18 protein-coding genes and 3 pseudogenes are annotated in these 24,447 nt (G+C 59.2%); 10 read left to right on the forward strand and 11 right to left on the reverse strand.

Annotated elements, in window-relative coordinates; translation table 11 throughout:
- The first annotated feature begins 167 nt into the window (after positions 1–167).
- Positions 168–3,140, forward strand: coding sequence for a GAF domain-containing protein (locus tag QA640_RS44425; RefSeq protein WP_349253780.1), 2,973 nt, complete (start codon positions 168–170; stop codon positions 3,138–3,140).
- Positions 3,141–3,283: 143 nt separating this feature from the next.
- Here the strand turns inward: QA640_RS44425 and QA640_RS44430 are convergent, their stop codons facing one another.
- Both QA640_RS44430 and QA640_RS44435 read right to left on the reverse strand, forming a co-directional pair.
- Positions 3,284–3,913: a ParB N-terminal domain-containing protein gene (locus tag QA640_RS44430; RefSeq protein ID WP_283043632.1), complete on the reverse strand. Its 630-nt coding sequence runs from the start codon at positions 3,911–3,913 to the stop codon at positions 3,284–3,286.
- 190 nt (positions 3,914–4,103) lie between these two features.
- Positions 4,104–4,907 (reverse strand): alpha/beta hydrolase, encoded by an 804-nt coding sequence (locus QA640_RS44435; protein ID WP_283043633.1) that lies wholly within the window; start codon positions 4,905–4,907, stop codon positions 4,104–4,106.
- Positions 4,908–5,460: 553 nt separating this feature from the next.
- Here QA640_RS44435 and QA640_RS44440 point away from each other — a divergent pair.
- Both QA640_RS44440 and QA640_RS44445 read left to right on the forward strand, forming a co-directional pair.
- Entirely contained in the window at positions 5,461–5,616 is a 156-nt protein-coding gene (locus QA640_RS44440) for a hypothetical protein (RefSeq protein WP_283040386.1), read from the forward strand.
- A 332-nt stretch (positions 5,617–5,948) separates the two neighbouring features.
- Positions 5,949–6,554 (forward strand): annotated as a pseudogene (locus QA640_RS44445) (IS701 family transposase); the annotation flags it as partial.
- Positions 6,555–6,880: 326 nt separating this feature from the next.
- Here the strand turns inward: QA640_RS44445 and QA640_RS44450 are convergent.
- Positions 6,881–7,063 (reverse strand): hypothetical protein, encoded by a 183-nt coding sequence (locus tag QA640_RS44450; protein ID WP_283043634.1) that lies wholly within the window; start codon positions 7,061–7,063, stop codon positions 6,881–6,883.
- A 281-nt stretch (positions 7,064–7,344) separates the two neighbouring features.
- On the opposite strand from QA640_RS44450, the gene QA640_RS44455 reads away from it, so the two are divergent.
- Positions 7,345–8,088: an MBL fold metallo-hydrolase gene (locus QA640_RS44455; RefSeq protein ID WP_283043635.1), complete on the forward strand. Its 744-nt coding sequence runs from the start codon at positions 7,345–7,347 to the stop codon at positions 8,086–8,088.
- 165 nt (positions 8,089–8,253) lie between these two features.
- Here QA640_RS44455 and QA640_RS44460 read toward each other — a convergent pair whose 3' ends face one another.
- The gene (locus QA640_RS44460; RefSeq protein ID WP_283043864.1) at positions 8,254–10,020 is read right to left on the reverse strand and encodes a tetratricopeptide repeat protein; all 1,767 of its coding nucleotides are present in this window, start codon (positions 10,018–10,020) and stop codon (positions 8,254–8,256) included.
- Positions 10,021–10,489: 469 nt separating this feature from the next.
- On the opposite strand from QA640_RS44460, the gene QA640_RS44465 reads away from it, so the two are divergent.
- The 5 genes from QA640_RS44465 to QA640_RS44485 all read left to right on the forward strand — a co-directional run bounded on the left by QA640_RS44465 (position 10,490) and on the right by QA640_RS44485 (position 14,652).
- A complete protein-coding gene (locus QA640_RS44465) occupies positions 10,490–11,329 on the forward strand; it encodes a methyltransferase domain-containing protein (protein ID WP_283043636.1) in 840 nt (279 codons plus the stop codon).
- Between the two features lie 95 nt (positions 11,330–11,424).
- Positions 11,425–11,634, forward strand: coding sequence for a hypothetical protein (locus QA640_RS44470; RefSeq protein WP_283043637.1), 210 nt, complete (start codon positions 11,425–11,427; stop codon positions 11,632–11,634).
- Positions 11,635–12,857: 1,223 nt separating this feature from the next.
- Positions 12,858–13,730 carry an ABC transporter substrate-binding protein gene (locus tag QA640_RS44475; protein ID WP_283043638.1) on the forward strand — a complete coding sequence of 291 codons (873 nt, stop codon included), beginning with the start codon at positions 12,858–12,860 and terminating at the stop codon, positions 13,728–13,730.
- 413 nt (positions 13,731–14,143) lie between these two features.
- Positions 14,144–14,350 carry a hypothetical protein gene (locus QA640_RS44480; protein WP_283043639.1) on the forward strand — a complete coding sequence of 69 codons (207 nt, stop codon included), beginning with the start codon at positions 14,144–14,146 and terminating at the stop codon, positions 14,348–14,350.
- A gap of 89 nt (positions 14,351–14,439) precedes the next feature.
- A complete protein-coding gene (locus tag QA640_RS44485) occupies positions 14,440–14,652 on the forward strand; it encodes a hypothetical protein (RefSeq protein WP_283043640.1) in 213 nt (70 codons plus the stop codon).
- Here QA640_RS44485 and QA640_RS44490 read toward each other — a convergent pair.
- Both QA640_RS44490 and QA640_RS44495 read right to left on the reverse strand, forming a co-directional pair.
- Positions 14,649–14,819, reverse strand: a complete 171-nt coding sequence (locus tag QA640_RS44490; RefSeq protein ID WP_283043641.1) for a hypothetical protein — start codon at positions 14,817–14,819, stop codon at positions 14,649–14,651. The two genes, QA640_RS44485 and QA640_RS44490, sit on opposite strands and share 4 nt — an antisense overlap.
- A gap of 35 nt (positions 14,820–14,854) precedes the next feature.
- Positions 14,855–15,064, reverse strand: coding sequence for a hypothetical protein (locus QA640_RS44495; protein ID WP_283043642.1), 210 nt, complete (start codon positions 15,062–15,064; stop codon positions 14,855–14,857).
- 335 nt (positions 15,065–15,399) lie between these two features.
- Here QA640_RS44495 and QA640_RS44500 point away from each other — a divergent pair, with 335 nt between their 5' ends.
- The gene (locus tag QA640_RS44500; protein ID WP_283043643.1) at positions 15,400–15,564 is read left to right on the forward strand and encodes a hypothetical protein; all 165 of its coding nucleotides are present in this window, start codon (positions 15,400–15,402) and stop codon (positions 15,562–15,564) included.
- 76 nt (positions 15,565–15,640) lie between these two features.
- Here QA640_RS44500 and QA640_RS44505 read toward each other — a convergent pair.
- The 5 genes and pseudogenes from QA640_RS44505 to QA640_RS44525 form a co-directional block, all read right to left on the reverse strand.
- Positions 15,641–15,826 (reverse strand): annotated as a pseudogene (locus QA640_RS44505) (SOS response-associated peptidase); the annotation flags it as partial.
- Between the two features lie 251 nt (positions 15,827–16,077).
- Positions 16,078–20,001, reverse strand: coding sequence for a hypothetical protein (locus tag QA640_RS44510; protein ID WP_283043644.1), 3,924 nt, complete (start codon positions 19,999–20,001; stop codon positions 16,078–16,080).
- A 297-nt stretch (positions 20,002–20,298) separates the two neighbouring features.
- Complete coding sequence (locus tag QA640_RS44515) at positions 20,299–20,574, reverse strand: DUF6680 family protein (RefSeq protein ID WP_283043645.1); 276 nt, start codon at positions 20,572–20,574, stop codon at positions 20,299–20,301.
- 404 nt (positions 20,575–20,978) lie between these two features.
- The gene (locus QA640_RS44520; protein ID WP_283043646.1) at positions 20,979–21,128 is read right to left on the reverse strand and encodes a hypothetical protein; all 150 of its coding nucleotides are present in this window, start codon (positions 21,126–21,128) and stop codon (positions 20,979–20,981) included.
- Between the two features lie 1,143 nt (positions 21,129–22,271).
- Positions 22,272–24,431: pseudogene (locus QA640_RS44525) on the reverse strand (molybdopterin oxidoreductase family protein).
- Between the last annotated feature and the right edge of the window lie 16 nt (positions 24,432–24,447).

Consider the following 24,447-nt stretch of genomic DNA (forward strand, 5'->3'; position numbering starts at 1 on the left):
GGCGACGCAGTGGAAGCGAACGTCCGATCAAGAGTCGGCGCGCGAATAGGCCCAAGGTTCGCAAAGCATCGACTAAGGCCCCATCCATTGCCGACCTGCGAAAGCAGGTACGCACTCTCACCCACGAGCTGAAACATGCAAACGAGCGGCAGACCGCGACGGCGGAAGTGCTGCAAGTCATATCCAGTTCGCCTGGCGAGCTTGGGCCGGTGTTCGAGGCCATGCTGGAAAAGGCCGTGGGCATCTGCCGCGCCAGTTTTGGGACGCTGCTCCTATACAAAGGCGACAGGTTGCGGCGGGTGGCGCGAATGGCCGCTCAAAACGTGCCGCAATCGTATGCGCCCGACCAGGAAACGCCGCCACACTTCATCGCGCCGTTTGATGGGGCGCCTTCGCTGGGGCGCCTCGTCGAGACCAAGGCGCTGGTTCACATTGCCGATATTGCCACCGAGCATCCCGACGATCTGATCTACAAGGTCGCCGCAGCCCGCACCGTTCTGATTGTGCCGATGCTCAAGGAGAGCGAGCTTGTCGGCGCCTTTGCCGTCTACCGCAAGGAGGTGCAAGAGTTCAGCGACAAGCAGGTCGAGTTGCTGGAAAATTTTGCGGCACAAGCGGTGATCGCCATCGAGAACGCGCGGCTGCTCCACGAGGTGCAGGCCAAGACGCGCGATCTCACGGAGGCCCTGACCTACCAGACCGGCAGCTCCAACATCCTGAAGGTGATCGCCTCGTCGCCGACCGAGGTCGCCCCGGCTCTCAAAGCCATTGTCGAATGCGCCTGCGAGCTGTGCGATGCCTATGATGCGGCCGTGGTGCTGAGAGACGGCGACGATCTCCGCTTCAGCGCCCATCATGGCCCGATCCCGATCGGGCTCGACAAATGGCCGATCAACCGCCGCTGGACCGCGGGCCGCGCCTTCATCGACCAGAAGACCGTGCATATCGAGGATCTTCGCGACGAGAAGCACGCGGATTTCTCCGACGGGCGCGAGCTGTCGATCCGGATGGGCCACCGCAGCATTTTGAGCGTGCCGCTACTGCGGGAAAAGGAGAGCATCGGCGCCATTGTGCTCCGCCGCAAGGAGGTGCACCCGTTCAGCGACAAGCAGATCGCGCTGCTCCAGACCTTCGCCGACCAGGCGGTGATTGCGATCGGCAACGTTCGGCTGTTCGAGGAAGTTCAGGCGCGGACGCATGAGCTGACCGAATCGCTGGAGCAGCAGACCGCGACATCTGAGGTGCTGAGCGTCATCAGCCGATCGGCCGGCGATCTCGCGCCGGTATTCGACGCGATGCTGAGCAAGGCAATGCAGCTCTGCGGCGCCAATTTCGGCGTGCTCAACACCTACGATGGAGCGCAATTCCACACGGCGGCCACTTACGGCCTGCCCCCCGCTTACGATGCGTTCCGGCGCAAACAGCCGCTCGATTATGGTCCGGCCACCGCGCCTGCACGGCTGTTGAAGGGAGAGCCATTCGTCGAAATCACCGACCTTGCCGAGTCCGAGGCCTATCGCAGCGGAGAGCCGAACCGTCGCGCGCTGGTCGATCTCGGCGGTGCGCGCTGCCTGCTTGCGGTGCCGTTGCTCAAGGACGAGCGCGTGGTCGGCAACGTCATGATCTTCAGGCAGGAGAACCGGCCGTTCTCCGAGAAGCAGATCACCTTGCTGAAGCAGTTTGCGGCGCAGGCCGTGATCGCCATCGAGAACGCGCGGCTGCTCGGCGAATTGCGCCATCGCACCGAGGATTTGACCGAGGCGCTGCAACAGCAGACGGCGACCGCCGACGTGCTCAAGGTGATCAGCCGCTCCGCGTTCGACCTGCAGGCCGTGCTCGATACGCTGGTCGAATCGGCGGCACGACTATGCGAAGCCGATATGGCGGCGATCACCCGCAAGACTGGCAATATTTACTTCCGGGCGGGCTCCTACGGCTTCCCCACCAAATTCGCCGAATATGTGAAAGATCTCCCGGTCCGGCCGGACAAGCGCACGATCACGGGCCGGACTTTGCTCGGCGACAAGGTGGTCCATGTCACCGATGTGCTCGAAGACCCGGACTACTCCTTTGAAGGCCAGGAGCTCAGCGGCAATCCGCGCAGCTTCCTTGGTGTGCCCTTGCTGCGCGAAGGCAGCCCGATCGGCGCCATTGTCCTCGCACGTCGCGCCGTCCGGCCGTTCAGCGAAAAGCAGATCGAGCTCGTGACCAGCTTCGCCGACCAGGCCGTCATCGCGATCGAGAATGTGCGCCTGTTCGACGAAGTGCAGTCCCGCACCAAGGAACTTGCCGCCTCGCTCGATGAACTCCGCGCGGCGCAAGATCGCCTGATCCAGACCGAAAAGCTCGCTTCGCTCGGCCAGCTTACCGCCGGCATCGCGCACGAGATCAAGAACCCGCTCAACTTCGTCAACAATTTTGCCGCGCTGTCGGCCGAGTTGACGGACGAGTTGAACGACATCCTCGCCTCGACCACGCTCGCCGAAGGAATTCGCGGCGAAGTCGATGAGCTCACCGGCCTTCTGAAGGACAATCTGCAAAAGGTCGTCCAGCACGGCAAGCGTGCCGATTCCATTGTCAAAAACATGCTGTTGCATTCGCGCGAAGGCTCCGGCGAGCATCGGCGAGTCGACATCAACGCCATCGTCGAGGACAGCCTTAATCTCGCCTATCACGGCGCGCGAGCAGAGAAGTCGGGCTTCACCATCACGCTGCGGCAGAACCTGGACCCGCGCGCTGGTGCGGTCGAGCTGTATCCGCAGGAGATCACACGGGCGCTGCTCAACCTGATTTCCAACGGCTTCTATGCCGCGACTAGGCGCAAGCTCGAAACGGGCGACGAGAGCTTTGAACCAGTCCTCAGCGCTTCCACGAGGAACCTCGGCAAGACAGTCGAAATCCGTATTCGCGACAACGGCACAGGCATCCTGTCTGAAGTACGCGAAAAGATGTTCAATCCTTTCTTCACTACAAAGCCGACAGGGGAAGGAACGGGGCTCGGACTCTCAATGACCCATGACATCATCGTCAAGCAACACGGAGGCCGGATCGACGTCGAGACTGAGCCTGGCGTCTTTGCCGAGTTCATCATTACACTGCCGCGCGACAACGGAATTGCCACCGGCCCTAAATCCGAATGACCGCTCACCACCCTTAGCGGACCTCCGCCGTCGCGGTTGCCATGTCGCCTAATTGGCCCATCGCGTCATTTCGCTGCGCTCCGGTATTTGGTCGGTATTCGGACGTAGCGGACATCGAGTAAGCCGCACCGGTCAAACTCGATTTAAGAGACGCGCTCTAGATATTCGGCGCAGATCGCGGCGAGCGCATTGCCTTGCGGCGATCGATTGGGATTGTTCGGCTCACGTGGTTTGGTCGCCCTGGCTATCGCGCGCTCGACGATCCCGAATTGATCGCCGTACAGAATGAACGTCATGTCGCGGAATGGCGACCGATCACCGTCCGGCAATTCGGGCATCTGCTCAAGCTCGCCGACCCCTACGGACAGCCGCGATAGCTCGTCCTCGGTTATGCCGGTCAGCGCGATCTCAAAACCGCCTTCCACGAGGTCGGCCAATTCGAGCCGCAGCATCTTGTCATCCCAATCGCTGGCGTCGGTCAGGCGATTGTCGGCGATGACATAGGCGCGTTTCTGCTGATCGCTCCACCCGCGAGCGACGATAACGGGGACCTCGGTCATTCCTAACAGCTTGCCGGCGGCCAATCGGCCGTGCCCGGCCAGCACCATCCCATCATCGGCGGCAAGGATCGGCATGGTCCAGCCCCATTGCCGGATTGACGCCGCGATCTGCTCGATTTGCTCGGGCGAATGCCGGCGCGAATTGCGCTCGTAGGGCCGTAGCCGCTCAATCGGCCATGTTTCCACAGCCGGCTTGCTCGCCAGTGCATCCATGATTTGGCCGCCCTAACTCCCGCAGCGAGTTTCAACAAAACGGCCCCGCCGTCGCCGCGCTGCTAGTAGGGAGGAAAGCGCCGATGATGCATCAGGTTACGCAAAGGCTTGCGCAAACCAACCAGCAGCACTGTCCCAATTCTACATTTGTGAATGGAGGCGCGGAAGCGCTGACAGAAATGCGTTTCGTCTAGGTCTGCCCGGCTGCCTCGAGGATCAGATTTGTGATCGTATCGGGGTGCGATATGAGGGAAAGGTGGCCCGCCTTCACTTCGATAGTCTTGGCGCCCATGCGCTTGGCCATGAAGCGTTCGAGATCGGGATTGATCGTCCGGTCTTCTGTCGAAACGGCATAGAAACTCGGTTTTGACCGCCAAGCCGCATGCGTCGTCTTGCCACCCAGCAGAGACTTGTGGAACGGCTCCTGGACCGCATAGAGGACCTTCGCCTTCGCTTCAGGTAGGTCGCCCGCGAAATCGCGCAAGAAGGCAGCCTCGCTGAGACGTCCTTCATCGCCGTCGAAGACAATCCCAGCCGACGCCGGTGGTGTGGGAAAGGTCTTGGCCAATGCCGTGTAGTCCTCGCCAGCATCTGGTGCCCGAGCCGCCACATAGACAAGAGCCGATACGTTCGGATGCATACCGGCCTCAGTCACGATCATTCCGGAGAAAGAATGCCCAACAAACACCGTCGGACCATCCTGCCGCGCCAGCACGCGCTCGGCCGAAGCTACTGCTTCAGGCAGCGTCGTCAGTGGGTTTTGCACGGCCGTGACATTGACCCCGGCTCGCTGCAATCGTGCAATCACCTCGGACCAGCATGACCCGTCGGCGAACAGCCCGTGCGCCAGGACGACATTTCGAGCCTTCGGCGCGGGCTGTGCAGCGGCGGCGGTGCCCTGGATAAGAGCCCCTGCCGCCCCAGCAGCTACCATGCTTACAAATGTGCGTCGATTCACTGGACGTTGCGGCTGAAGATCGTCTTGGCTTTTCATGGAGGTCTTCCCTTGCGTAAAGTTGGAGTGGCTACCGAGAGGGTTTGAGTTGGCTGTTTGGAACACTTTTTGCCAACGCCGACAACAATGGTCAGTGTTCGCAAGACGTAGCTTTTCGCCCGATCTTTTTTCCCGCAGCTATATTCTGAATGAAGAGGCGTATTGTTACTCGGCCTCACGGTGCTGTGATGCCGCGAGGCTCCGAATTCGGCCGCGGAGACATCCTCCGTGCCCAACAAACGCAACGATCTCCGCTTGTTACTGCGAGGATGATCTGCCGGAATAGCGCCTGCCGCTGTTGATTGGAGGGGTGACCACTACAGGAAATGGTGATGCAGAAATCTGACGGACGCGGCGAGAAAGCCTCATGCGAGGAACCAAAGCCCAAAAACGCGGTCCCGAAATACGCTAAAGGCAGGCGGTCCCGCGTACCCGCGCCGGATCACGCAGCCCAAAGTACCTACGCCACGCCCCGTCCCGGACTTGGGCCGACGAACTTGTCGTTCTTGGGAACGGACCTGATAAAGATTGGTTACCACTCGACGAGGCGGCAATGTGCGAAAAGTGCGATGAACTCAATGAGAAGATCGAGCACTACCGCAGCCTTCTCTCCCATGTCACGGATCAGTTGGCGAGCGAGGGAATAGCTCAACTGATTGCTGATTTGTTAGCCGAAAAGGCCGCGCTTCACCCGGAACAAGAAGGATAAGGCCGTCTAGTTGGCGGCCTCTGTTTTCCTCGATCGGGCGCTTGGCAAAGCTCCGTTCGGAACCGAAACCTTCTTGACCTATATGAATTCTACCAACGGGGCGTGTCAGCGATGAGGCGCGCGATGGCCCCGTTCTCAATGGGCGACGTGTTCCTTACACTCGCTATCATGAGCGTCACTTTCCTGATCGAGATCGGGTTCTTCATCCTGCTCGGAATGTTCTGAAAGGAGCGCGCGCTTTGGGCAGCGCGCAGCCGATACGAGGGTCTAGCACTACTTTGGCAGATTCTCGGTTTTGCGGCGCTTTTTAGGATTCCCGAATCAATTTTTCAATGATTCATGGGTGGTCGGCTCTCGGAGGGCTGACCATGGCGGAGTGGGAAGACGAACTCGAACGCTGGCTGAAGCCGTTCCTGGATCGGTTGGGTCATAAGACCCGGCGGCAGATGTGTCCATTGTACGTTGCGGGATTGATCGGTCCCGGCGACCGCAAAAGCGTTCAGCCGATGGCGGAGCGCCTTGCCGCGGGCAACTACGATCAGCTGCACCATTTCATTGCCGACGGTGTCTGGGATGCGACTCCGTTGGAATCTGAACTGTTAAATCAGGCCGACCGGCTTGTCGGCGGCAAGGATGCCGTGCTCGTTATTGACGACACGGCAATGCCGAAGAAGGGCGAACGCTCGGTTGGTGTCGCGCCTCAATACGCGTCCTCTCTTGGCAAAACGGCAAATTGCCAAACGCTGGTGTCGCTGACACTCGCGCGCGGCGAAGTGCCGGTGATGGTCGCACTGCGTCTCTTTCTGCCTGAGAGTTGGACAAGCGACACCTCTCGTTTGAAGCGCGCCCGCGTACCGGCCGAATACCGAACGCCACGATCCAAGCCGGAAATTGCTCTGGCCGAGATTGACCGCGCGATGGCAGCCAACGTGCGCTTTGCATGGCAGCGCGATAAGCGCCATACCGGCCACACGCTGGCGAAGATCGCCGTCCAGTGGCCGATGTTTTCGCCAGCGTCTACGGCGTCTCACCGAACTCCTCATCGGCGCCTCGCCCTGCAGCGAGGCCAGCCGGATCTGCGTCATGGCATCTCCTCCGTGATTGGCTATCAGTATTTCGGCAGTCAGCTCTCAGCTCTTATGACAGATCAACAGAAAGGGCGGCTGCGCCCGCGGCTCTTGCGACCGAAGGACGCGGAATCACAACGTAGCCTTCCCGTCGCTGAAGTGCTGATGCACGAGGTCATGTTGGTAGAATAGCTGATCTAGTTGATCGACGGGCTGTGTTTCGGGCCCGAGCTGCGAAGGCTCAGGCGTCGTGGCACCGAACTGGCCTGCCGTGTAGCCAGGGCCGCCGTAGTGGGCACCGGGATTCCGTGGGTCGCGAAGGCATTCAAGGGGTCGTGCGGGTCGAAGTGGAATGTAGCGTCCCAATTGATGAACGACATGGCTCTCTCCTCGAATTCCAGACTGCGCATGGTCGGCCCAGACTATTCCAGGGGTCTCCGATGCACTAGTGCTCCAAAATTCCGCAAAGGTTCGGATAAGGAACTCGAAAGGTCAGCGGGACTGCACGTCACACGCAGCGCTCCAGCCTTCGTCCGCTGCCGGCCCCACGGCGGACATTTCTCATCGCCGCGGCTTTTCAAGGCGCGGAACACCTCGTAGCCTCAAGCCATCCTTTACGGTCGATCAACCGGTCGTAGGGCCATTCTTGGGAGAGCTTGTCATGGAAGCTAGGATCGATGAGATCGGTGCAGACATATATCGCCTCTCCATCTTCGTGCCCGATGCCGCTCCGCCCGCCGGATTTACGTATAATCATTTCCTGTTCACCGGTGACGAACCGTTGCTGTTTCACTGCGGAAAGCGAAAAATGTTTCCATTGGTTTCCGCTGCGGTTGCTCGGGTCATCCCGGTGGAGCGACTACGCTGGCTTGGTTTCGGCCATTTCGAAGCGGATGAATGCGGATCGATGAACGAATGGCTCGCAGCCGCGCCTGTGGCTCAGCTTACCCACGGGATGGTGGGCTGTCGCGTTTCTGTCAGCGATATGGCTGATCGCGAGCCGCGCGTGCTTTCTGACGGCGAGGTTATCGATATCGGTGGCAAGCGCTTTCGCTACATTGATACACCGCACGTGCCGCACGGTTGGGACGCTGGCGTCATATTCGAGGAAACGACAAGCACCTTGTTGTGCGGAGACCTATTTACGCGCGTTGGGAACGGCCCAGCTATCACCGAGAGCGACATTATCGAACAGTCAATTGCGGCGGAGAATCTGTTCCACTACACCAGTCTTGGCCCGACCACGGGCGCGACGGTTCGCAAGTTGGCGGCGCTTAAGCCGAAGGTACTGGCCACCATGCATGGCTCGTCATTTTCCGGTGATGGGGCTACAGCACTAAGCGCTTTGGGTGACCACTATGATATGCTCCTGCGCACGGCGCTTGCGGATAGCAAGTTGAGTTAACCCCAGCATCCGATGTCCGTTCATGCCGCGTCGCTTCAGCTGGCGCAGTGCAGCGGTATGTCTGAAATTGGTGGTAGATCGAACGTGGCTGCCAATTGAAAAAATGTCGAGATTGACCCTGGCCTCCGGACGGTTTGCTCAACCAGCCATTCTACCGAACGACTGTCACCGCAAGTTAGTCACGCCTGCACGACGCAAGCCTTCTGCAAGGTGCTCCCGGTACTTCATGTTAAGATAGGGGGTAGTAGCATCGAAAAGCTGCTGCGGGTCCGCCGGACGGGAGAGGAAATCATCTAGCAACGGCCGGGCTTCCTCGGTACGTCCAAGTTGGCCGAGGCTTGCCAGGAGAGTTCTGAGGCCTGGGTAAAACCGGCGCGGACGGTTTGCAAGCTGGCCATAATGGACCGCCTCCTCGTAGTTCTCCTGATGATAGTGAGCCAGCGCGACGAAGCCGAGAAAGGCGCCGGCCTGAGGATCGTTCGGGTTCAGACGGAGGCTACGCAGCATTGCATCGATAGCTTCTCTGAAGTTTCCGATATAGACCCGAACCAAGCCAAGAGCGAGAAAGCCGAGCGCAAAATTCGGGTTGAGGTCGATAGAACGCTGCGCCTCCGCAAGCGCCTGCGCCTGCATTCGCATCACCAAACTCGTCCAGCAATACGCGTAGTGGCAATAGGGGTCGCGGTCATCGATCGCGACCGAGCGCGCCGCAGCCGCATGAGCCTCAGATGCATTGTTTGCGAGATCGCCGCTCCAGCCCTCCCATGTCCGGCTGTTCAGCGTGCGTGCAAGCGCCATGTGTGCCTGGGCGAGAGTCGGATCAAGCCTGATGGCCTCCCGCAACAGCGTGATAGCCTGATCTGCGTTCTCGGGGGTCTTTTGTGAAAAATGCCACATCGCGCGCATGCAGCAATCGAACGCATCCAAATTTTTCACGCTCTTGCGAAAGGCTCGTTTTCCTTCGATGAGCAACATCTCTGGCTCAATCGAGCCGACCACACTCTGGGTGATCTCGTCCTGGATAGCGAAGATGTCGGCCATGTCGCGATCGAAACGCTCGGCCCACAGATGATTGCCGGTCTCCGCTTCAATCAGCTGGCCTGTAATCCGCACGCGCTGACCGGATCTTCTTACGCTTCCTTCGAGGATATACCGAACGCCAAGTTCGCGAGCGACCTGCTTCACGTCGACGGATCGCCCCTTGTAGACGAACGTCGAATTTCGCGCGATGACAAAGAACCATCGGTGATGAGACAAGGCAGTAATGATGTCTTCTGTAATGCCATCCGCGAAATACTCCTGCTCGGGATCACCGCTCATGTTCGAGAATGGGAGCACCGCAATCGATGGCTTGTCCGGAAGCGCAAGCTCGCCGCTCAAAATCCCGGTGGCGGCCGGATGCTGGAGCCGCCAGTCCACCGAGTAGACCGAAACCGGACGACTGATGTTCTTTAACGATCGTTGTCCGATTGACATAAGGGGAAAGCTTAACTTGCCTTCGATCTGATCGCGGACCACGCCAGAAATGCAAATTCCGCCCGGGTCGGCGACGCCCTCCAACCGCGCAGCAACGTTTACTCCGTCGCCGAGCAGGTTGTCGCTGTCCACCAACACGTCGCCGAGATTGATGCCAATTCGAAATTCCATCCTCCGGTCATTGGGAAGATCGGCATTATGGCGATCGAGAGCGCGCTGGATCGCAACCGCGGCGCGGACGGCCTGCACTGCGCTGCTGAATTCCGCAATCACGCTGTCTCCGGCGGTCCCAAAAATGCGCCCGGCGTGTTCAGATATGAGATCGGATATCGCGCGACGGTACGCGTCCAAGGTCCGCAGGGTCGCTTCCTCGTCCGCCTCCATGAGGCGGCTGTAGCCAGCAACATCTGCCGCCAGAATCGCCGCCAATCGCCTTGTGATCGATGGGATGTCCATGGTCACCCCATACCGCCAGGCCGATCAGTCTAGCCGATGTGGGGGCGAGGGTAAAAGCAAGATTGGTCCCGCGCCTGGATTGTCGCCTTCTGGGCCAAGGCGAAGAGGTTCGGGAGCTGCCATAGGTCCGGTCTCAGGTCTCGACCGGACGTCGGTCTGGGCCGATCCGAACGGCGCTCTTGACCCCGAGCCGACATAGAGCGGATCGAAATCCCAGGGGCGCAGCCAGTTGCTGACAAAAGGCGAACGCAGCCCGTGCCACGGGCCCGCCAATGCCGCTCAGGACAAATAGAGCGCTCCCGCGATTACCGCTCACAGGTCCGAGCGCTACGTCTTTGAGGGGTCCGTGCGCAAGGCGTCGGGGACGGTCCGCATCATTTGCTCGGCAGGGGCATTGCCTTGGGAGATGTCGCGGTTACGATACACTGGAAATGCACCAACGTCAGCGCTCTTATGATTGGGTGGTGTTATGTCAATTCCAAATGAAGTCTATCAGCACGGTCACCACGCCTCGGTGGTGACCAACCACGCCAAGCGAACCGCCGAAGTCGAAGCAGCATTTTTTCTCCCATATCTAAAACCGGGGATGCATTTGCTCGACGTCGGCTGCGGACCGGGATCGATTACGACTGGCTTGGCGTTGCGTGTCGCGCCAGCCCAAACGATTGGGATCGATCCATCGGAAGACGTAATCGAGATGGCCAGGTTACGAGCAAAAGCTCAACTGACAAATAACGTTACGTTTGAGACCGGCAATATTTACGAGCATCGTTTTACTCCCGAGAGCTTTGACGCGGTGTTTGCGCATCAGGTGCTGCAGCACTTGAGTCGACCAATTGATGCGCTGCGACAATTTCGTTCTCTTCTGAAACCCGGCGGGGTGGTTGGGGCACGTGACGTCGACTGGGGGAGCACGACGTTCTACCCGGAAAATCGGGGGATGCGCCACTTTCTGGCGCTCTATGATCAACTCGCTCGTCTCAATGGAGGGGAAGCAAATGCGGGGCGATTTCTTCCACATTGGTTCCATGAAGCAGGATTTTTCGAAATTCGCGTCACGACTTCGACGGGGGTCATATACCGATCCGGTCGCGACACGAGAATGGGCCGACACGTTTGCCAACCGCACATTGCAATCCAATATTGCTGCCAAATCTCTGGAGTACGGTATTTCGAGTCGCGCCGATCTGGATACTATTGCGGATGGTTGGCGCACTTGGGGTCGCCATCCGGACGCGTTTTTTTGTTTCTCTCACACGGAAGTGGTAGGATGGAAGAGCTAGCAATAGGTTCGTTTTGCCTTCGCTGACGGTTTGCGCAGACCCGGCGTGTTCTTGTTTGCTGCCAAGGGCTGCGTGATGACGGGGCAAGCCGTGTAACATTGAGACTCGATTGGAGCGACAGATGCACCAATCGTTCATAGATTATTTTTTTCGCCTAGTCCGGCTGTGTCGGCTTCGCGTCGCGATGCTTGACGAAGCGATCGGGCTTGTCGAACAGGATTCAAACATCAAAAACGACGACGTTGGCCACGTTGAATCCGGTGCTGATGAAGCCGACCCGGCAAGACAGAAGAGTGAATATCTCAAACAACTGGCGGGTGTTGGATTCTAAAGAATTTTCCAGCGAGCTGCGCGCCGCTCCTCGCCCGCGACACCGCGCGGTATGTCGGTAATTGGCCCGAGGCTGCCGACCTCTGGCACCGCAGCAAGTCGGCTGCTATCTGGGGTGCAGCGGCTGTACGTGACCCGAGACAGACATTAGCCGCGAAAAAATCAGATTTGAAACCGTCATAGGTTAGTTCGGACGACGGAACCATGTGCTAATCCGCCATATCACCGACAACGGCTCCATTTCGGGTTCGGTGACTGAGAGACCGATTGCGCTCCCCGCCTTAGCACAAGCACGGAGCGCGGCAATGCTGTCTCGACGCGGAATATCTAGGCCATCGCGATATGACAGAGACGAAATGGATCGACTGCGAAAAGTGGTCGAGGAGACGGTCAACTCCTGAAGAGGTGTCCGAAACCCGACACGTTCCTTGGTCGCAGAACGCAAGAGCCGTTTCCCCAAGAGAGCAACATTCGATCACAGGCATCTGAAAAGCGATTTTGACTGAGATGAGAGTGAATATCGGTTCGGGGGAGCCGCCATGCACCGCACATATCGTTTGTTGGAACGTCAGTGCAAAATCCAGTTGGCCCTAACGGGCCACAAAGAGACCCGCCAAGAACTCGAAAAAATGGAGCGGGAATACAGACTGCTCGCCGAATGGCTGGAGGCGCAGCTTCCGGGAAGGCAAAAGCCGCCCTCGGAAGCTCAACCCTGAAACAAACGATGACGGAAGAGAAAGAGCGCCAAGGACTGACGTCCAACGTTCGGGACCGCGTTGTCCGAATTGTGCTGGCTCCGCGCTCCAGCTAACTCATAGCTTTCTCGACACTCGGACCGGCAAGCTCATCCGCCTCTATCAATGCCAGTGCGGCCAGCGCGTCTGGGACGATTGAAGCGGCCTCCTTCGTTTTGCGAATCTCACCTCCTGGCCCGTCGCGAGATAGTGCATCGCGACACTAAGTAGGTCACTAACGGGGCATAGCGGAAGTTGGCAGGCAGCCGTCTTTTGCAGAACACGACGCTCGTGACCCCAAGGCGGGCATTGGCCGATTTTGCGGCGAGATGTATCCTTGCCACTCGCCAGAGCATGATGGGATCTCTCTTCGACGGCGAAACTGATGAGGCGACGTAAGTTCATTGCGCTTCTCGTTGGTGCGGCGGTTGTTTGGCCTGTCGCTGGACGCGCGCAGCAGCGTGATCAGCTGCGGCGGGTCGCAGTTGTGATGCGATACGTCGAGGGCGACAAGCAAGGACTATTGCGCGCCGCTTCGTTCCAAGACGGATTGGAAAAGGCTGGATGGGTGGCCGGTCGCAACATCGCCGTCGATTATCTCTGGGGAATGCTGGACAGCGGAATCACAGAGCGGCTGCGGCAACGGGTGCCGGAGGTGATTGCAGTCAACAGCAGCATCGGCTTGCGTGAGATCGAGTTGGCGGCCCCCGAAGTGCCGATCGTGTTTATCGGCGTGAGCGAGCCGGTGGAGCGGGGTTTTGTGGCGAGCCTCGCGCATCCCGGCGGCAACATGACCGGTTTCTCGCATCTGGAGCCGACGCTCGGCGCGAAGTGGCTCGATCTACTCAAGCAGGTCGCGCCACAAGTGACTCGTATTGCATATATCTACAATCCCAATAATCCCGGCACCAAAGTTACCTTTCAATCGGCGCGGGCAGCGGCCGAAGAGTTCTCGTTCAACTTACTCGATACGCCGGTGCGCGATATCGCGGAGATCGAGGCGGGTATCGCGGGAATTGCCCGAGAGCCGGGTGGCGCGTTGCTTCTGCCGCCCGATCCCCTGACGACGGGGCACCGCAAACGCATCGTCGAGCTGGCGGCGCGCAATCGGCTGCCGCTCGTATCCGCGTTGCGTTCCTTTGCCGACGAGGGGGGTCTCTTGGCCTATGGCGTCTCCATCCCGGAGCTGTTCCGGCAGGCCGCAGGGTATGTCGACCGTATCCTGCGCGGTGAGAAACCTGCGAACCTGCCGGTGCAGGGACCGACCCGATTCGAGCTGGTGATCAACGTCAAGACGGCAAAAGCCCTCGGACTCACTGTGCCGCCTGCCCCGCTCGCAGCCGCCGACGAAGTAGTCGAATAGAGAAGCACGTTGCTGCGGCGCATGAGTCTCCTGTTGGGCCCATCGCGTCATTTCGCTGCGATGCAGAATTTGGTCGCTTTCGGGGGTATAGCGGCCAAGCCGTCGATGTGGCGCTAGCTTAACGCCGCCGGTTAAGCAGTTGGTTACTAGTCACTGTCACCATCTGCATATTGGCCACTGTTCGCGGCAAGGCATTCTGAAAACGGTTTTAAACACGCCCGGTCGGCGGTCTCTTGCAGGAGAGGCCCAATGTTTAAAGGCCTCACGGCGGCAGTTGTGGCGCTGATTCGTACAGCGCAGCTGGATCAATACCTAACCAACGGTCGGTACACCGACGCGGCCATGGCTATGCTACGGCAAATCAGGCACGCGTTTGGGTTTTGAGATACCGGGGGACAACTTTGAGGCGCGTGATGGAAGGCGGCATCTCATGGGCTGATCTCGACGCGGATGAGCAACGCGCCATTGCGATATTGGGAGCCGGACTTTCTATCGAGCTGTGTGACCCCGTTGCTCTCCTGACCTTAAGGCGGCTCGGTCTGATTGTAGGCTCCCATTTGACGACCGCCGCACGCGATTTGCGAAGAGTCGTTGTTCTCGGCGAACTCGGGGGCGCGTGATTGCGTGCTGTAACTCTGTTTGCACGCTTCGAAAGCCAACTTGTTTCAGAACGGCTGAGGGCATGAATAGGGCCCAGGGGGTATGGGAGATGTCAGGAGCTATTGAGCTGATCGTGGAGGGCTTTGTTTCCCTCAAGGACCGGACGGCGCTAGATGAGCTTCGGATACAGCGCCGGAAACTAATCGCGGACCTGGATGCGTGCACCGGGATCGACTCCACGAGTACCGTCCAGCAAATCGAGGAAGACATCATCGTGATCGAGGCTGGGCTGGCTCGGTTGGATGGGGCAACGACGAGCTAACCAACCAGGCTATTCGCAATCAACCCACCGCCTTCTTCCTTCTCCGCCCCGCGCATCACGATCCTGAGCACATCATCCGGCAATGGTCGCTGCAACCCCTTCGCCTCATCCCATGGCGCGCGCATCCACACGTCCCGCTTCTCGACAGTCGTCAGGATCACCGGCATGCCTTGGGATGGATCGGCTCGACGACCGCGCTCGCTTAGCGATCAGAAGACGTGACGGTCCCCTTTGCGTCGCTCAGCTTCCGAATGTAGTAGCCTTGCCTTTGAACCGCCGACTTGATCTCGTCACTGACTTTGAGAACCTTCTTCCTGGATTTGCGCCATCGCCCCGGCTTGTGTGCGGGTATAGGAAGTCCCTTACTAACGACGAGCAGGTCGCGTCTTTCGTTTAAATAAACGTCAAACATGTGCCCCCCCGAGCCAACCTAGCGTTATCGTTTCGGTTCCAAAGCGCAGTTGCAAGAGCCGCTTCATGGGCAGCACTGTCGCTCTGACGATAACACCTGGCTTTCGGCTCGCGTCCTGTGAATAGCGGGGAAGACTCCCGGTGTTCATCCAATCCGGCGCATTCTTCTGCTTGTATGTTGTTCGGATGTCACACGTACACACCAACAGATTTCCGCATCGCGTCGCGGTGAACGCCTCACGGCTTGCGCCCCAGCCAAGGGAACAAGCTGTGCATTGAAGGCAAGTTGAACCCACTAGGCGCGGTTGATGGAACCAGACGCCGTGGGAGCGAACGATGCCGATTAACGACTTGATAGACAGATTGATCGAAGAATACCGGGGCGACGTTCACGGGGCCTTGCAGGCGCTCCTCTTGCTCAACGAGCGTCTCGAGGCCGAGTTGCAATACTTCTATGAACAATCCAACATCGCTCCACCGCATCGGGGCACGCTGCACTAGATCATTGTTGGCAGCAGTGAGGCCAATTACCTCGTCCGCCGCGCGGTTGGTTGATGTTTGATGTGAGCGCTGCGGAAAGCGCCTGGTTCTCCGGCTTCAGCCAGCCGCTCCAGTGCGGCGATGACGTGTTGCGGATGTTGGTGACCGGCGGCCCGCCTGTGCGCGGTGGTGGCGGCATGCCCCAGCGCATGGTACCATCTCGGTGCCCGGCATCGGTGTTGCTGATCACTGGAGCCGGGTAGTCAGGGAATACGCCGGGCATGGGCTGCAAGTTACCGACGTAGCGGTTGATCACGCGGAAGAGCGCGAGGATGTGTGATACGCCGATCTGGAGGCTAGAACCGTTCTCCGATGCCGATCCTGCGGCACGCGCAACTACAAGCCTCCCGTCGCATGATCAAGTTGACCGAGCAGCACGCCGTACAAGTGGGTGCATCCTGACGAAGAGCACCGAGGCCACGTTAGAAGCGGACCTCGGTCATTGCTTTGCGCTAAAGCTGCGAAGCAACAAATTCATCGTGCGCGCTTGCGGCCACGTGGCTTGGATGCCGTCCTCGTCGTCGCGCTCTTCTTCTTTTTGACGGCCTTTGCCGGCGACCGCTTCTTCGTTTTAGAAGCGGCCGCTTTGCGAGTCTTCTTCGCGGCTTTTGGATGCTTGCGCCCTCGGCTTACCTTTTTCGGCTTGCGTTTTGGCTTGGCGAAGGGAGGCACCATGCCCGACACATCGATCACGCGCACGGCGATCCGCGTCCGCCGCTCGGGTGGCACCAGTTCGACTAGCATCTGCTCCATCTCTGTCGCCGAGGAGGGCGTGACCTGGCCGCCGGGCGCCGCAGAGATCTTGGCGGGCCGCTTATCACCAAACCAGAACACGGCGTAAACTCCGAAGCCGCCCGCGTCAGGGTCGGGCGTGTAAAATCGCTCAAGCTGTCCTTCGGCGGCTGTCCAGACATCAGAGTGATAATCGCGCTTAAGCTCGCAGAGAATCTTGCGAGCCGGCATGGCGACCATCATGTCGGCGCGCTTGTCGTGCGCCATATGTCCCTCGGGCTCAACTGTTACCGACAGCGGCAGCAACCCTGGACGCAGGCGGTCAACAAGCCGGTCGCGGCAGGTCTCTTCCGGCAAGGGCTCCGTTGGACGACCATAACGATCGAGATTCCAGAACACTTTATAACCGTCTGTGTTGCCATGTCCTAACGTGGTCCTAGCATCGTCCAGATGGCCAAGAAGCACGGCGTGAAGGTCAGCGACGGTTGCGGGCGGCCCCTTGGAAAAAGCATTGACCGACCTTTGCCAATCGGGGCGGTCATAGTCGGCCTCACGACGTCGCTCCTTCTGCTGGGCCTTGGCATTGAGAATGAATGGCTTGTAGCTGGCGAGCGCCGGCTCCGCCTCAAGCCGTGACAACGCCAGCGTCGCCACTTCGGACGGGTTGGCGCTGATCGAATTGATCAACGAATTGACGTAGTCCGAGGCATCCCACGCATTGGTGTCGCCATTCCAGCCACCGCTCGGGGGCGAGGCATAAGGGTTCAAGCTCCCACCCAGCCGCGCCAAGAATTCGAATTGGCTGAGCGTGAGCGCGATTCCCTTCCTACCATTTGCGTGGCGACCGCTGCCGAAATCACGGAGATCAAATATGGCGCCGGGCCGGGCGTGTACGAGCGCGTCAACCGCGCTTTCGAATCGCGCGGGCGCGACGATGTAAGCCGCCGCGATCCACTTGTCGTATTGCGGCAAGTCGACGGCAACCTTTTTCTCGATGACTGTAGCCGCAAGGTCAATGAACCTTCGATGGGCATCCGGCGTCGTCAGCATCGCGTCGAGCATCTCGCCCAGCCTGAAGATATTTGCGTTGGGATAGTCCCGCAGAAACTCCATCACCGTCGCGGCGCGATAGGGAGCAAACGGTTGCTCGGTCAGCAATTCATGCAATCCGTCGATGTGCTGATCGCCCCTGCTTAAACGTACTCGCGCGATCGCCATGTAGGCATCATGCACCAACGTTGGCCGCTGCTCGATGGCCGCCTGTTTCCACGCCGCAGTCCGCCAGCCCTCCGTTCCGTCGCGGATTACGTACACAGGCTCCGTCAACTCGAATGCGATGGCTGCCGAGAGTACGTCATCGGAAAACGATCCGAGGGCTTTCTCGGCAGCGAAACGTTCATCCAAGGACGCAAGAATTGCGCGCCACCAGTTGTAGAGCCTGCGTTCTGCCGCAAGGTCCGCCACAGTCTTGAGCGTTGGCAGATCGTGACGCGTGAGCACTGCCTTAAGTCCCTCGATCGCAGCTGGGACATTGGCGTCACCAATTATGAAGGCAAGCCTGTCGCGCGGCGGCGCCTTCCGATCAAGGTCGGAAAACAACCCATAATAAATCTCCGCGAGGAAACTGAGCCAACCGAGATGCTGACCTGAGCGAATGGATTCTACGTTCGCCTCAAATTCGGCGCGATGCCTCGCGCGACTCTCTTCTGCTTCCTTGTCGTCGCTGCTACGGCCGCGCTTGCGCTCAAGATAGCGGTCGGGAAGTTTCACCGCGACAGCGCGGTCACGAATGGGCTGCAGCGTGGCGTCGGTTTCCCCGAGCGCGTAAAGCTCCGCAAAGGTCAACGGGCCCGACATCGCCCCGTTACGCCATGTGAACGGAAAAGCGGCTTCATATAAGAAGGCGCGCTTGGCGCTGCCGAGAGGCTCTTTCTGCGCATGATCGATCAGCAGCCTAAGTATCTGGTCGGGACTGAGGATGTGGAGCGTCGCTTCCTGCATATTATAGAAGTCGAGCCAGATGTTCTTTCCTGCGCCGCAGATCGTCAGGAAATAATCGACAACGGCGGCCACGCGGTCAGGCTTGGCGCCGATAGCTACGCGAAATTCATCGCCGGCGCTGTAGCTATCGCGAAACGTGTGCCAAACCAGAAGCCACCGCAGCGCCTGCGGAGGCGCGATCGTTGCGAGCTCATTCCAGGCACGCATGAGAACGCGCTTGTAAAAGCCGGCGATTTCCCAAGCGTTGCGGCGGGCGATTTTCCCCGTGCGCTTGCGGTGCTTCACGCCGTCGAGAATGGCCGGAACGTCACTAAGCGGGATTGCATCCGCGAGAAACCAGAGCACGCCGCCCGGCAGCTCGTCCGAGCTGGTCCAGACATCGTCAATCAGGGCGATCACGTCCGCCGGGTCACACGGGTCTCCGTATAATTCACGAAGAATGTCGGCACGCAGCCGCAGCTCGGCGACGCTCTTTCCCAAGCGCGGATAGAGTCGCGCCAGCGCCTTCTTCCCGCCGGCGCCCAGATTGACCAGCGCGTGGATGGCGGTGCGACGCTCCGCATAAGCCGATTTGCTCCGCAGCACAACGGCAGCGAGGTCCTCCTTTAGCGCAAGCTGCGGTGTGCCTAGCGCCAACGCCTCGACAACGATGGAGCGGACGCCAAAGCCGGCATTCTCCGAGCGCATCACCTTGCGAAACTCGCCGACCATGTCAGCACGCGAAAGCGCACCCACCGCGGGCTCTTCCCGCGCGCCTCGCCGGAACCAAGGGTCGGTCTGCGATAAGCGGCCGAGAGCGCCGACGAGATACGCACAGTTCGATGGAGAAAGCGAAGCCGCGTCTCCGTAAGTCAGGACGCCGTAAGGGTCGGCTTCGATGAGGCGCGGCGCGAATTCTGGAAGGTGCACTGCAAGCCACGCGTGCAGGCCGCGCAGTTCCGGCGCTGGATGGCCATCGACGCCAAGCAGAGCCTGCACGCGCTGAAGGGGCAGGCCGTCCCGAACGGCTTCCGATAGCCACAAGGCGCCGAGGTATTCCGCTGTTACGCGGTGAGCGTAGTCCACGCTCCCCGGTGCAGATCCCACTTCAAACACTCGCCGGGTCAGGGCAGCACGCACAGAATCGAGATCAAGGAAGCTGAGGCTGCGATAGCCAGGAACAGCGTCTGTGCCGGATTGGTCCGTAAGCCCTATGCCCTCGACGTCGCTGATAAGCCTCACAGCTAAGACGGCCCCCGCAACCGGCTGAAGCTCCCTCGCCGAAAGCGCTCCCGATTTCTTCAACGCATGGTCGCGGTCGGCTTCTTCAAGCAGGAGCCTAGTGGCGATCATGTAAAGCTCTGATCGCGTCTCTGGCCACTGACCACTGCGGACCACGCGCAACAGCATCAGGAGGTTCTGCGGATTCCGCAGGAATTCTCCGAGACCGCGGTCAGCTGCCGCTTTCATGAACGCGTTTGCCTCATCCACTGTTAGGCTCTGCGCTGTGAGCACGGCGCGGCACTCACCTTCGTTCAGTGCCGCGAGGCCGAGCACCGCGGGCGCTCCGCCGCTTTTGTCGAAAAATGGCTTCAGCGAGGCGAGATCGCTTTCACCCAGCCAGTCGGCGGCCCGGCAAGACAGCCGGACTTTGGATGGTGCGGTCTCGAACAGCTTGGTGAGCAAGGCATCGACTGTGTCGCGATCGCCGCGCCCTGCGCGCTTCTCGTCCAAGCCGTCGATGAAAAGAACCTCGCCTTTCGTAGTGATTGGAGTCGCGAGGAAGCTACGGACGGTCACATAGCGTCCGCCTTCGGTGCCGGCGAAGATGCGAAAAAGGTGCGATTTGCCGGCCCCCGGGTCGCCCAAGAGCACGATGTTTTCGCGCGGAGCATATTCCGAAAAATACCGCGGACGGTCTTCTTCGGAGCGCCTACCCGGCGTGAGGTCACGAACGATCCGATCCATGTGCATGAAAATGGGCTAGAGCAACGGCACCTCGATGACCGGTTTAACTCCGAAACTCGACTTCGACGAGATTGATGCGGCATCATGATCTTGGGACACTTTTGAGCGCTGGGTAGCCATCAGCACCCGGCAGACGTGCAGCAGTCTGTTGCGAGCCTCCCGGCGCTGATCATTCCAGCGCGTGATAACGGCCGCGAACGGGCCGACTATCGTTGCGAGCACCACTGCCCAAGTATAGATATTCATCTCGCCAAAGTGCCCGGCGCTTGACCGCCAATCAAGGGCTGCCAAACTGCCTTTCCACAACCGCTTGCTCGATCATAGTCGTTGCTCAAGTAGCAGCTCGGTACGCGTACAAGTCGGCAAGCTGTTCGGGACACGATCGGGACACTCGTCGTGCAACCATTTGATCTCACTCGCAAATCTACGAGGCGCCTTCTCCCACAAGGGGAGAAGGAGCAAAGTTTGTAAACACGCCGGCCGATAAGCTGCTGGCTTACCCGCCTACCAAACCCCAGAGTACGATCAGGTAGTAAGCCACCACGGCAGCGATCACGTTGATCGCGACTATAAGCAATATATCGATTGGGATGATCGGTTTTGGCGTATCCATCACGTTCTCGCAATGGACGTAATCCTAGTCGTACAGAGGTGCTCTCGCCGTTCACAAATGATGGTAGAGGCGAGTTCCTCGTCTACTGTTGCGTCAGCGCCTCAGTTGATTCCCACATCATCACTGGAGCCACATCTCGGCGATCCTCAGCAGTCGCTTGCCAAGCAGCTACGGCAAAGTAGGCGGTAAGCGCCAGGGCAAGAGCAGTTAAGACAGAGCCGAGCTGGGTCATCGGTCGGCACCCTCCTGAAACTTATTACACACAGAGAAGCACCTGCGCCTGTAAGTCGGCACGACTGAAGGCTGCAAATCTATAGGTTTGCTCGCACAATCCACAGGGAAGTATCGAAGCGACGAAGTAAGCGCGGAGCAATCAGGTACTTCTTCGAGTTGCTCGGTAGGATGGTACTGATCGGCGAGACCGTTGGAGCAGATCACAAGACCCGCGGCACAACCGGGTTCGACGAGTGCCGCTTTCTTACAATCGCAGCCAGTCCCCTCGCTGATCAAATCGCGAAGCCGACAGCCTTCAACGACAGTTCGTTTGACCATTCCCCGAAGGGTGATGGGCATCGCCTCAATGAGCGACTTCCAAAGACGAAAAGGTCCTGCACGGCGCCGGGCTGGCGAAAGGATGGACACCCTCAGGGCCTCGATCGGCGATTAGCCCGCGGACACCAAAAACTCGGCTGAAAACTGTCGGGGGCCGACAACTCCAAGAACTCATCCAAACACGAGCTGCTCTTCGTCGAGAGTTTCCTACCGAGCCATTCCGACAAGGGTAAAACCTGTTGGGGGAGGTTTGTCGGAATAGCTATTGATTTTACTAGGAAATCATACGCCTCTTAATCAGCGGGTCCCAGGTTCGAGCCCTGGTGCGCCCACCAAAGTAAAAATCCTGGTTTTTCAATAGCTTCGCACATGTCGATTGAGACCAAAACGGGTCTCGTGCGACGTTTTTAGTCGGACGTCGCACGGCTGGATCGCTGTGCGACTTTCCTTTGTTTCTGTATCTTCTCCTTTGTTTATGCATCTTCACCCCATTCGATGCAGTGCGCAGATCCGATGGTACAGCGCTATTACGTGCTCTTCGTAGAATAGGATATTAGGGCGAGCAAAACGGACAATCGAACGGTGCCACTTACTGCAGAACCAGAGCCGGATTGTCCGAATCGGGGGTTCGCTCGCTCCCCCGCCCCTACGCCTACGATCTTCCCCGATTTCCCACGCTTGATGGTAACATTCGAAGCCGCGGTCTAGACGTGAAGTCCCTTCGCGGAATGGGGTGGTTACTGAACGCCGTTAGGCGCCTTCAGTCTAGCGCTTGTGACGAGCCAGATCAGACAGATGACCCTGGGCAGCACCGAACGGTTCATCATTCCGCTGCAATCGCTGACTCGGCGATCGCAACTTCGACCAAGGTGTCGGAAAAAGTTGGCGCGCGTCCAAGATCTGCAAAGGCTGATGGGTTGAGAGCATTTACGGTCGCACCCGTTCGGCTCAGGCTGTGCCAATATCCTAGCGGAGCGACGACAACACCTGGCATGACGTCGCTGCTCACCTTCGCGATCGCCTCGAAGCTGCCGCGATCATTGAAGATCCGAACGGGGCTCCCTTCTCCAACATTCCGCGCGAGGGCATCCTTCGGATTGACAAGCACGAACTGCTCTCCGGCGTGATGCAATTGACGCGGCAAGTTGCCATAGGAGGAATTGAGGAATGCGTGGCTCTTCTGGGAGATGATGTTGAGCGGATATTTGGCGGCGAGCCTTGGGTTGGTCGCCGGCGACTCGTTAGGTGGAACGTAGGTTGGCAACGGATCGACTGGCTCGCCCGCTTGGAATTCGTTCGAGCCTTGACGGAAGAGCGGGAGCACGAAGTTGCCGCCCGCCGCCATTGAGGCCTTGAATTCGCATTTGCCGGACGGCGTGAGGAAGTTGCCGTTGGCATGGGGCGCGTATGTGTCCGGCGTTCCTATATTCAGGCGCGCCCAACCCTTCTCCCTCAGAAGATCCATTGTTATTCCTTGAAGGGCAGGGTTCGCCCAATCCAAAGCATCCATTGCCATCTCCTCATCGCTCCGCTGCTATTGGCGATTATCGAGGCCCATGGTGTGGGCAAGCCGCCGGAACAACTCGGTGTTGGATACCGACTCGCCGAGCGGCGCGATCGCCTGCTGGTTCAGCGACAAATAGAGATGCCCCCACGAGAACATCAAATCGAACTGCTCGAGCTGCGTGGTGGCAGGGAGTACGATGTCTGCGTACCGGGCCGTGTCGGTGAGGAATTGCTCGCTGACCACCGTAAAAAGGTCCTCGCTCTTGAGGCCTTGGATAATTTTTTCCTGCTCCGGGACCACGATGGCGGGATTTGAATTGTAAACGAACAGCGACTTGATCGGCGGATCGAGCGGCTCCTCGCCGGTCAGTGCCGGTCCCAGTCGCCACTGGTTCAGCACGCGCGTGCCGGGCTTGATCCAGTCCGGGCGCATCAAGTTCTCCCATTTGACCGGGAAAGCCCAGATCGGCAACTGCAACATGCCGCCGCCGACATGGCGCCAGGCACCTACCAGCGCCGGCAAGCAAGCGGCGGCGCGCACCGTCTGGCCGCCGCCGGCGTGGCGCTCGATGGCGACGCCGATGCGGATCACGCTCGGTTGGGTGGTTGCGTATTCGCGCGCGAGCGTCCTGATATCTTGCGCCGGAATCCCGGTGATCTTCGCAACCATCTCCGGTGTGTAGGCACTGGCGCGCTCCTTGAGTTCGTCAAATCCGGTCGTGTAGTTCTGGACGTAATCGTGGTCGACCAGGTCCTCGCCGATGAGGATGTTCATCAAGCCGAGCGCCAGAGCCGCGTCGGTCCCGGGACGAATAGGAATGTGCCAATCGGCTTCTCGGGCAGTACGTGTCTTGAACGGGTCGATCACGACCAACTTTGCACCTTTGTTCTTTGCCTCGGCAATGAACGGCCAGTGATGCAAGTTGGTGCTGATCGTGTTGCAGGCCCAGAGAATGATGTATTTCGAGTGCTTGAAGCTTTCCGGATCCATGCCGGGCGAGGGACCGATGGTCATGAAGTAGGCCGTACACGAGCCCGAATCGCAAAAAGTCCGCTCGCTAACGGTAGCGCCAAGCTTGTTGAAAAATGCATCGCCGACATTGAGGCCGTTGAGGATGCCCTCGGTGCCGAGATAGCTGTAGGGCAGGATGGCAGTCGCTCCGAATTGATCGATGATGTCGGTCCAGCGACGGCGGATTGTGTCCATCGCCTCGTGCCAAGTGATACGTTCGAACTGGCCGCTGCCTTTCGGCCCCGAGCGCTTAAGCGGATGAAGCAGTCGCTCCGGGCTGTAGACCCGCTGTTCATAGTTGTTGACCTTTACGCATAACCCCCCGCGCGTGAAGGGATGCTCTGGGTCGCCTCGAACATCAACCGCCCGTTCATCTTCGACAGTCACCAGCATGGCACAGGTGTCCGGACAGTCATGCGGGCAGGCCGCACGAACTACTTTCCGTCGCTCGGAAGCGTTTGCCATTCTCGTCTCCCACCTC

It is taken from the genome of Bradyrhizobium sp. CB82 (genome assembly GCF_029714405.1).
In the GTDB taxonomy this organism is placed as follows: domain Bacteria; phylum Pseudomonadota; class Alphaproteobacteria; order Rhizobiales; family Xanthobacteraceae; genus Bradyrhizobium.

What these genes read in the sequence shown, in the direction of transcription:
- QA640_RS44430 (WP_283043632.1), bottom strand. Translation starts at nt 3,913, where the DNA reads ATGGATGCACTGGCGAGCAAGCCGGCTGTGGAAACATGGCCGATTGAG.
- QA640_RS44435 (WP_283043633.1), bottom strand. Translation starts at nt 4,907, where the DNA reads ATGAAAAGCCAAGACGATCTTCAGCCGCAACGTCCAGTGAATCGACGC.
- QA640_RS44440 (WP_283040386.1), top strand. Translation starts at nt 5,461, where the DNA reads ATGTGCGAAAAGTGCGATGAACTCAATGAGAAGATCGAGCACTACCGC.
- QA640_RS44450 (WP_283043634.1), bottom strand. Translation starts at nt 7,063, where the DNA reads ATGTCGTTCATCAATTGGGACGCTACATTCCACTTCGACCCGCACGAC.
- QA640_RS44455 (WP_283043635.1), top strand. Translation starts at nt 7,345, where the DNA reads ATGGAAGCTAGGATCGATGAGATCGGTGCAGACATATATCGCCTCTCC.
- QA640_RS44460 (WP_283043864.1), bottom strand. Translation starts at nt 10,020, where the DNA reads ATGGACATCCCATCGATCACAAGGCGATTGGCGGCGATTCTGGCGGCA.
- QA640_RS44465 (WP_283043636.1), top strand. Translation starts at nt 10,490, where the DNA reads ATGTCAATTCCAAATGAAGTCTATCAGCACGGTCACCACGCCTCGGTG.
- QA640_RS44470 (WP_283043637.1), top strand. Translation starts at nt 11,425, where the DNA reads ATGCACCAATCGTTCATAGATTATTTTTTTCGCCTAGTCCGGCTGTGT.
- QA640_RS44475 (WP_283043638.1), top strand. Translation starts at nt 12,858, where the DNA reads ATGCGATACGTCGAGGGCGACAAGCAAGGACTATTGCGCGCCGCTTCG.
- QA640_RS44480 (WP_283043639.1), top strand. Translation starts at nt 14,144, where the DNA reads ATGGAAGGCGGCATCTCATGGGCTGATCTCGACGCGGATGAGCAACGC.
- QA640_RS44485 (WP_283043640.1), top strand. Translation starts at nt 14,440, where the DNA reads ATGTCAGGAGCTATTGAGCTGATCGTGGAGGGCTTTGTTTCCCTCAAG.
- QA640_RS44490 (WP_283043641.1), bottom strand. Translation starts at nt 14,819, where the DNA reads ATGCCGGTGATCCTGACGACTGTCGAGAAGCGGGACGTGTGGATGCGC.
- QA640_RS44495 (WP_283043642.1), bottom strand. Translation starts at nt 15,064, where the DNA reads ATGTTTGACGTTTATTTAAACGAAAGACGCGACCTGCTCGTCGTTAGT.
- QA640_RS44500 (WP_283043643.1), top strand. Translation starts at nt 15,400, where the DNA reads ATGCCGATTAACGACTTGATAGACAGATTGATCGAAGAATACCGGGGC.
- QA640_RS44520 (WP_283043646.1), bottom strand. Translation starts at nt 21,128, where the DNA reads ATGACCCAGCTCGGCTCTGTCTTAACTGCTCTTGCCCTGGCGCTTACC.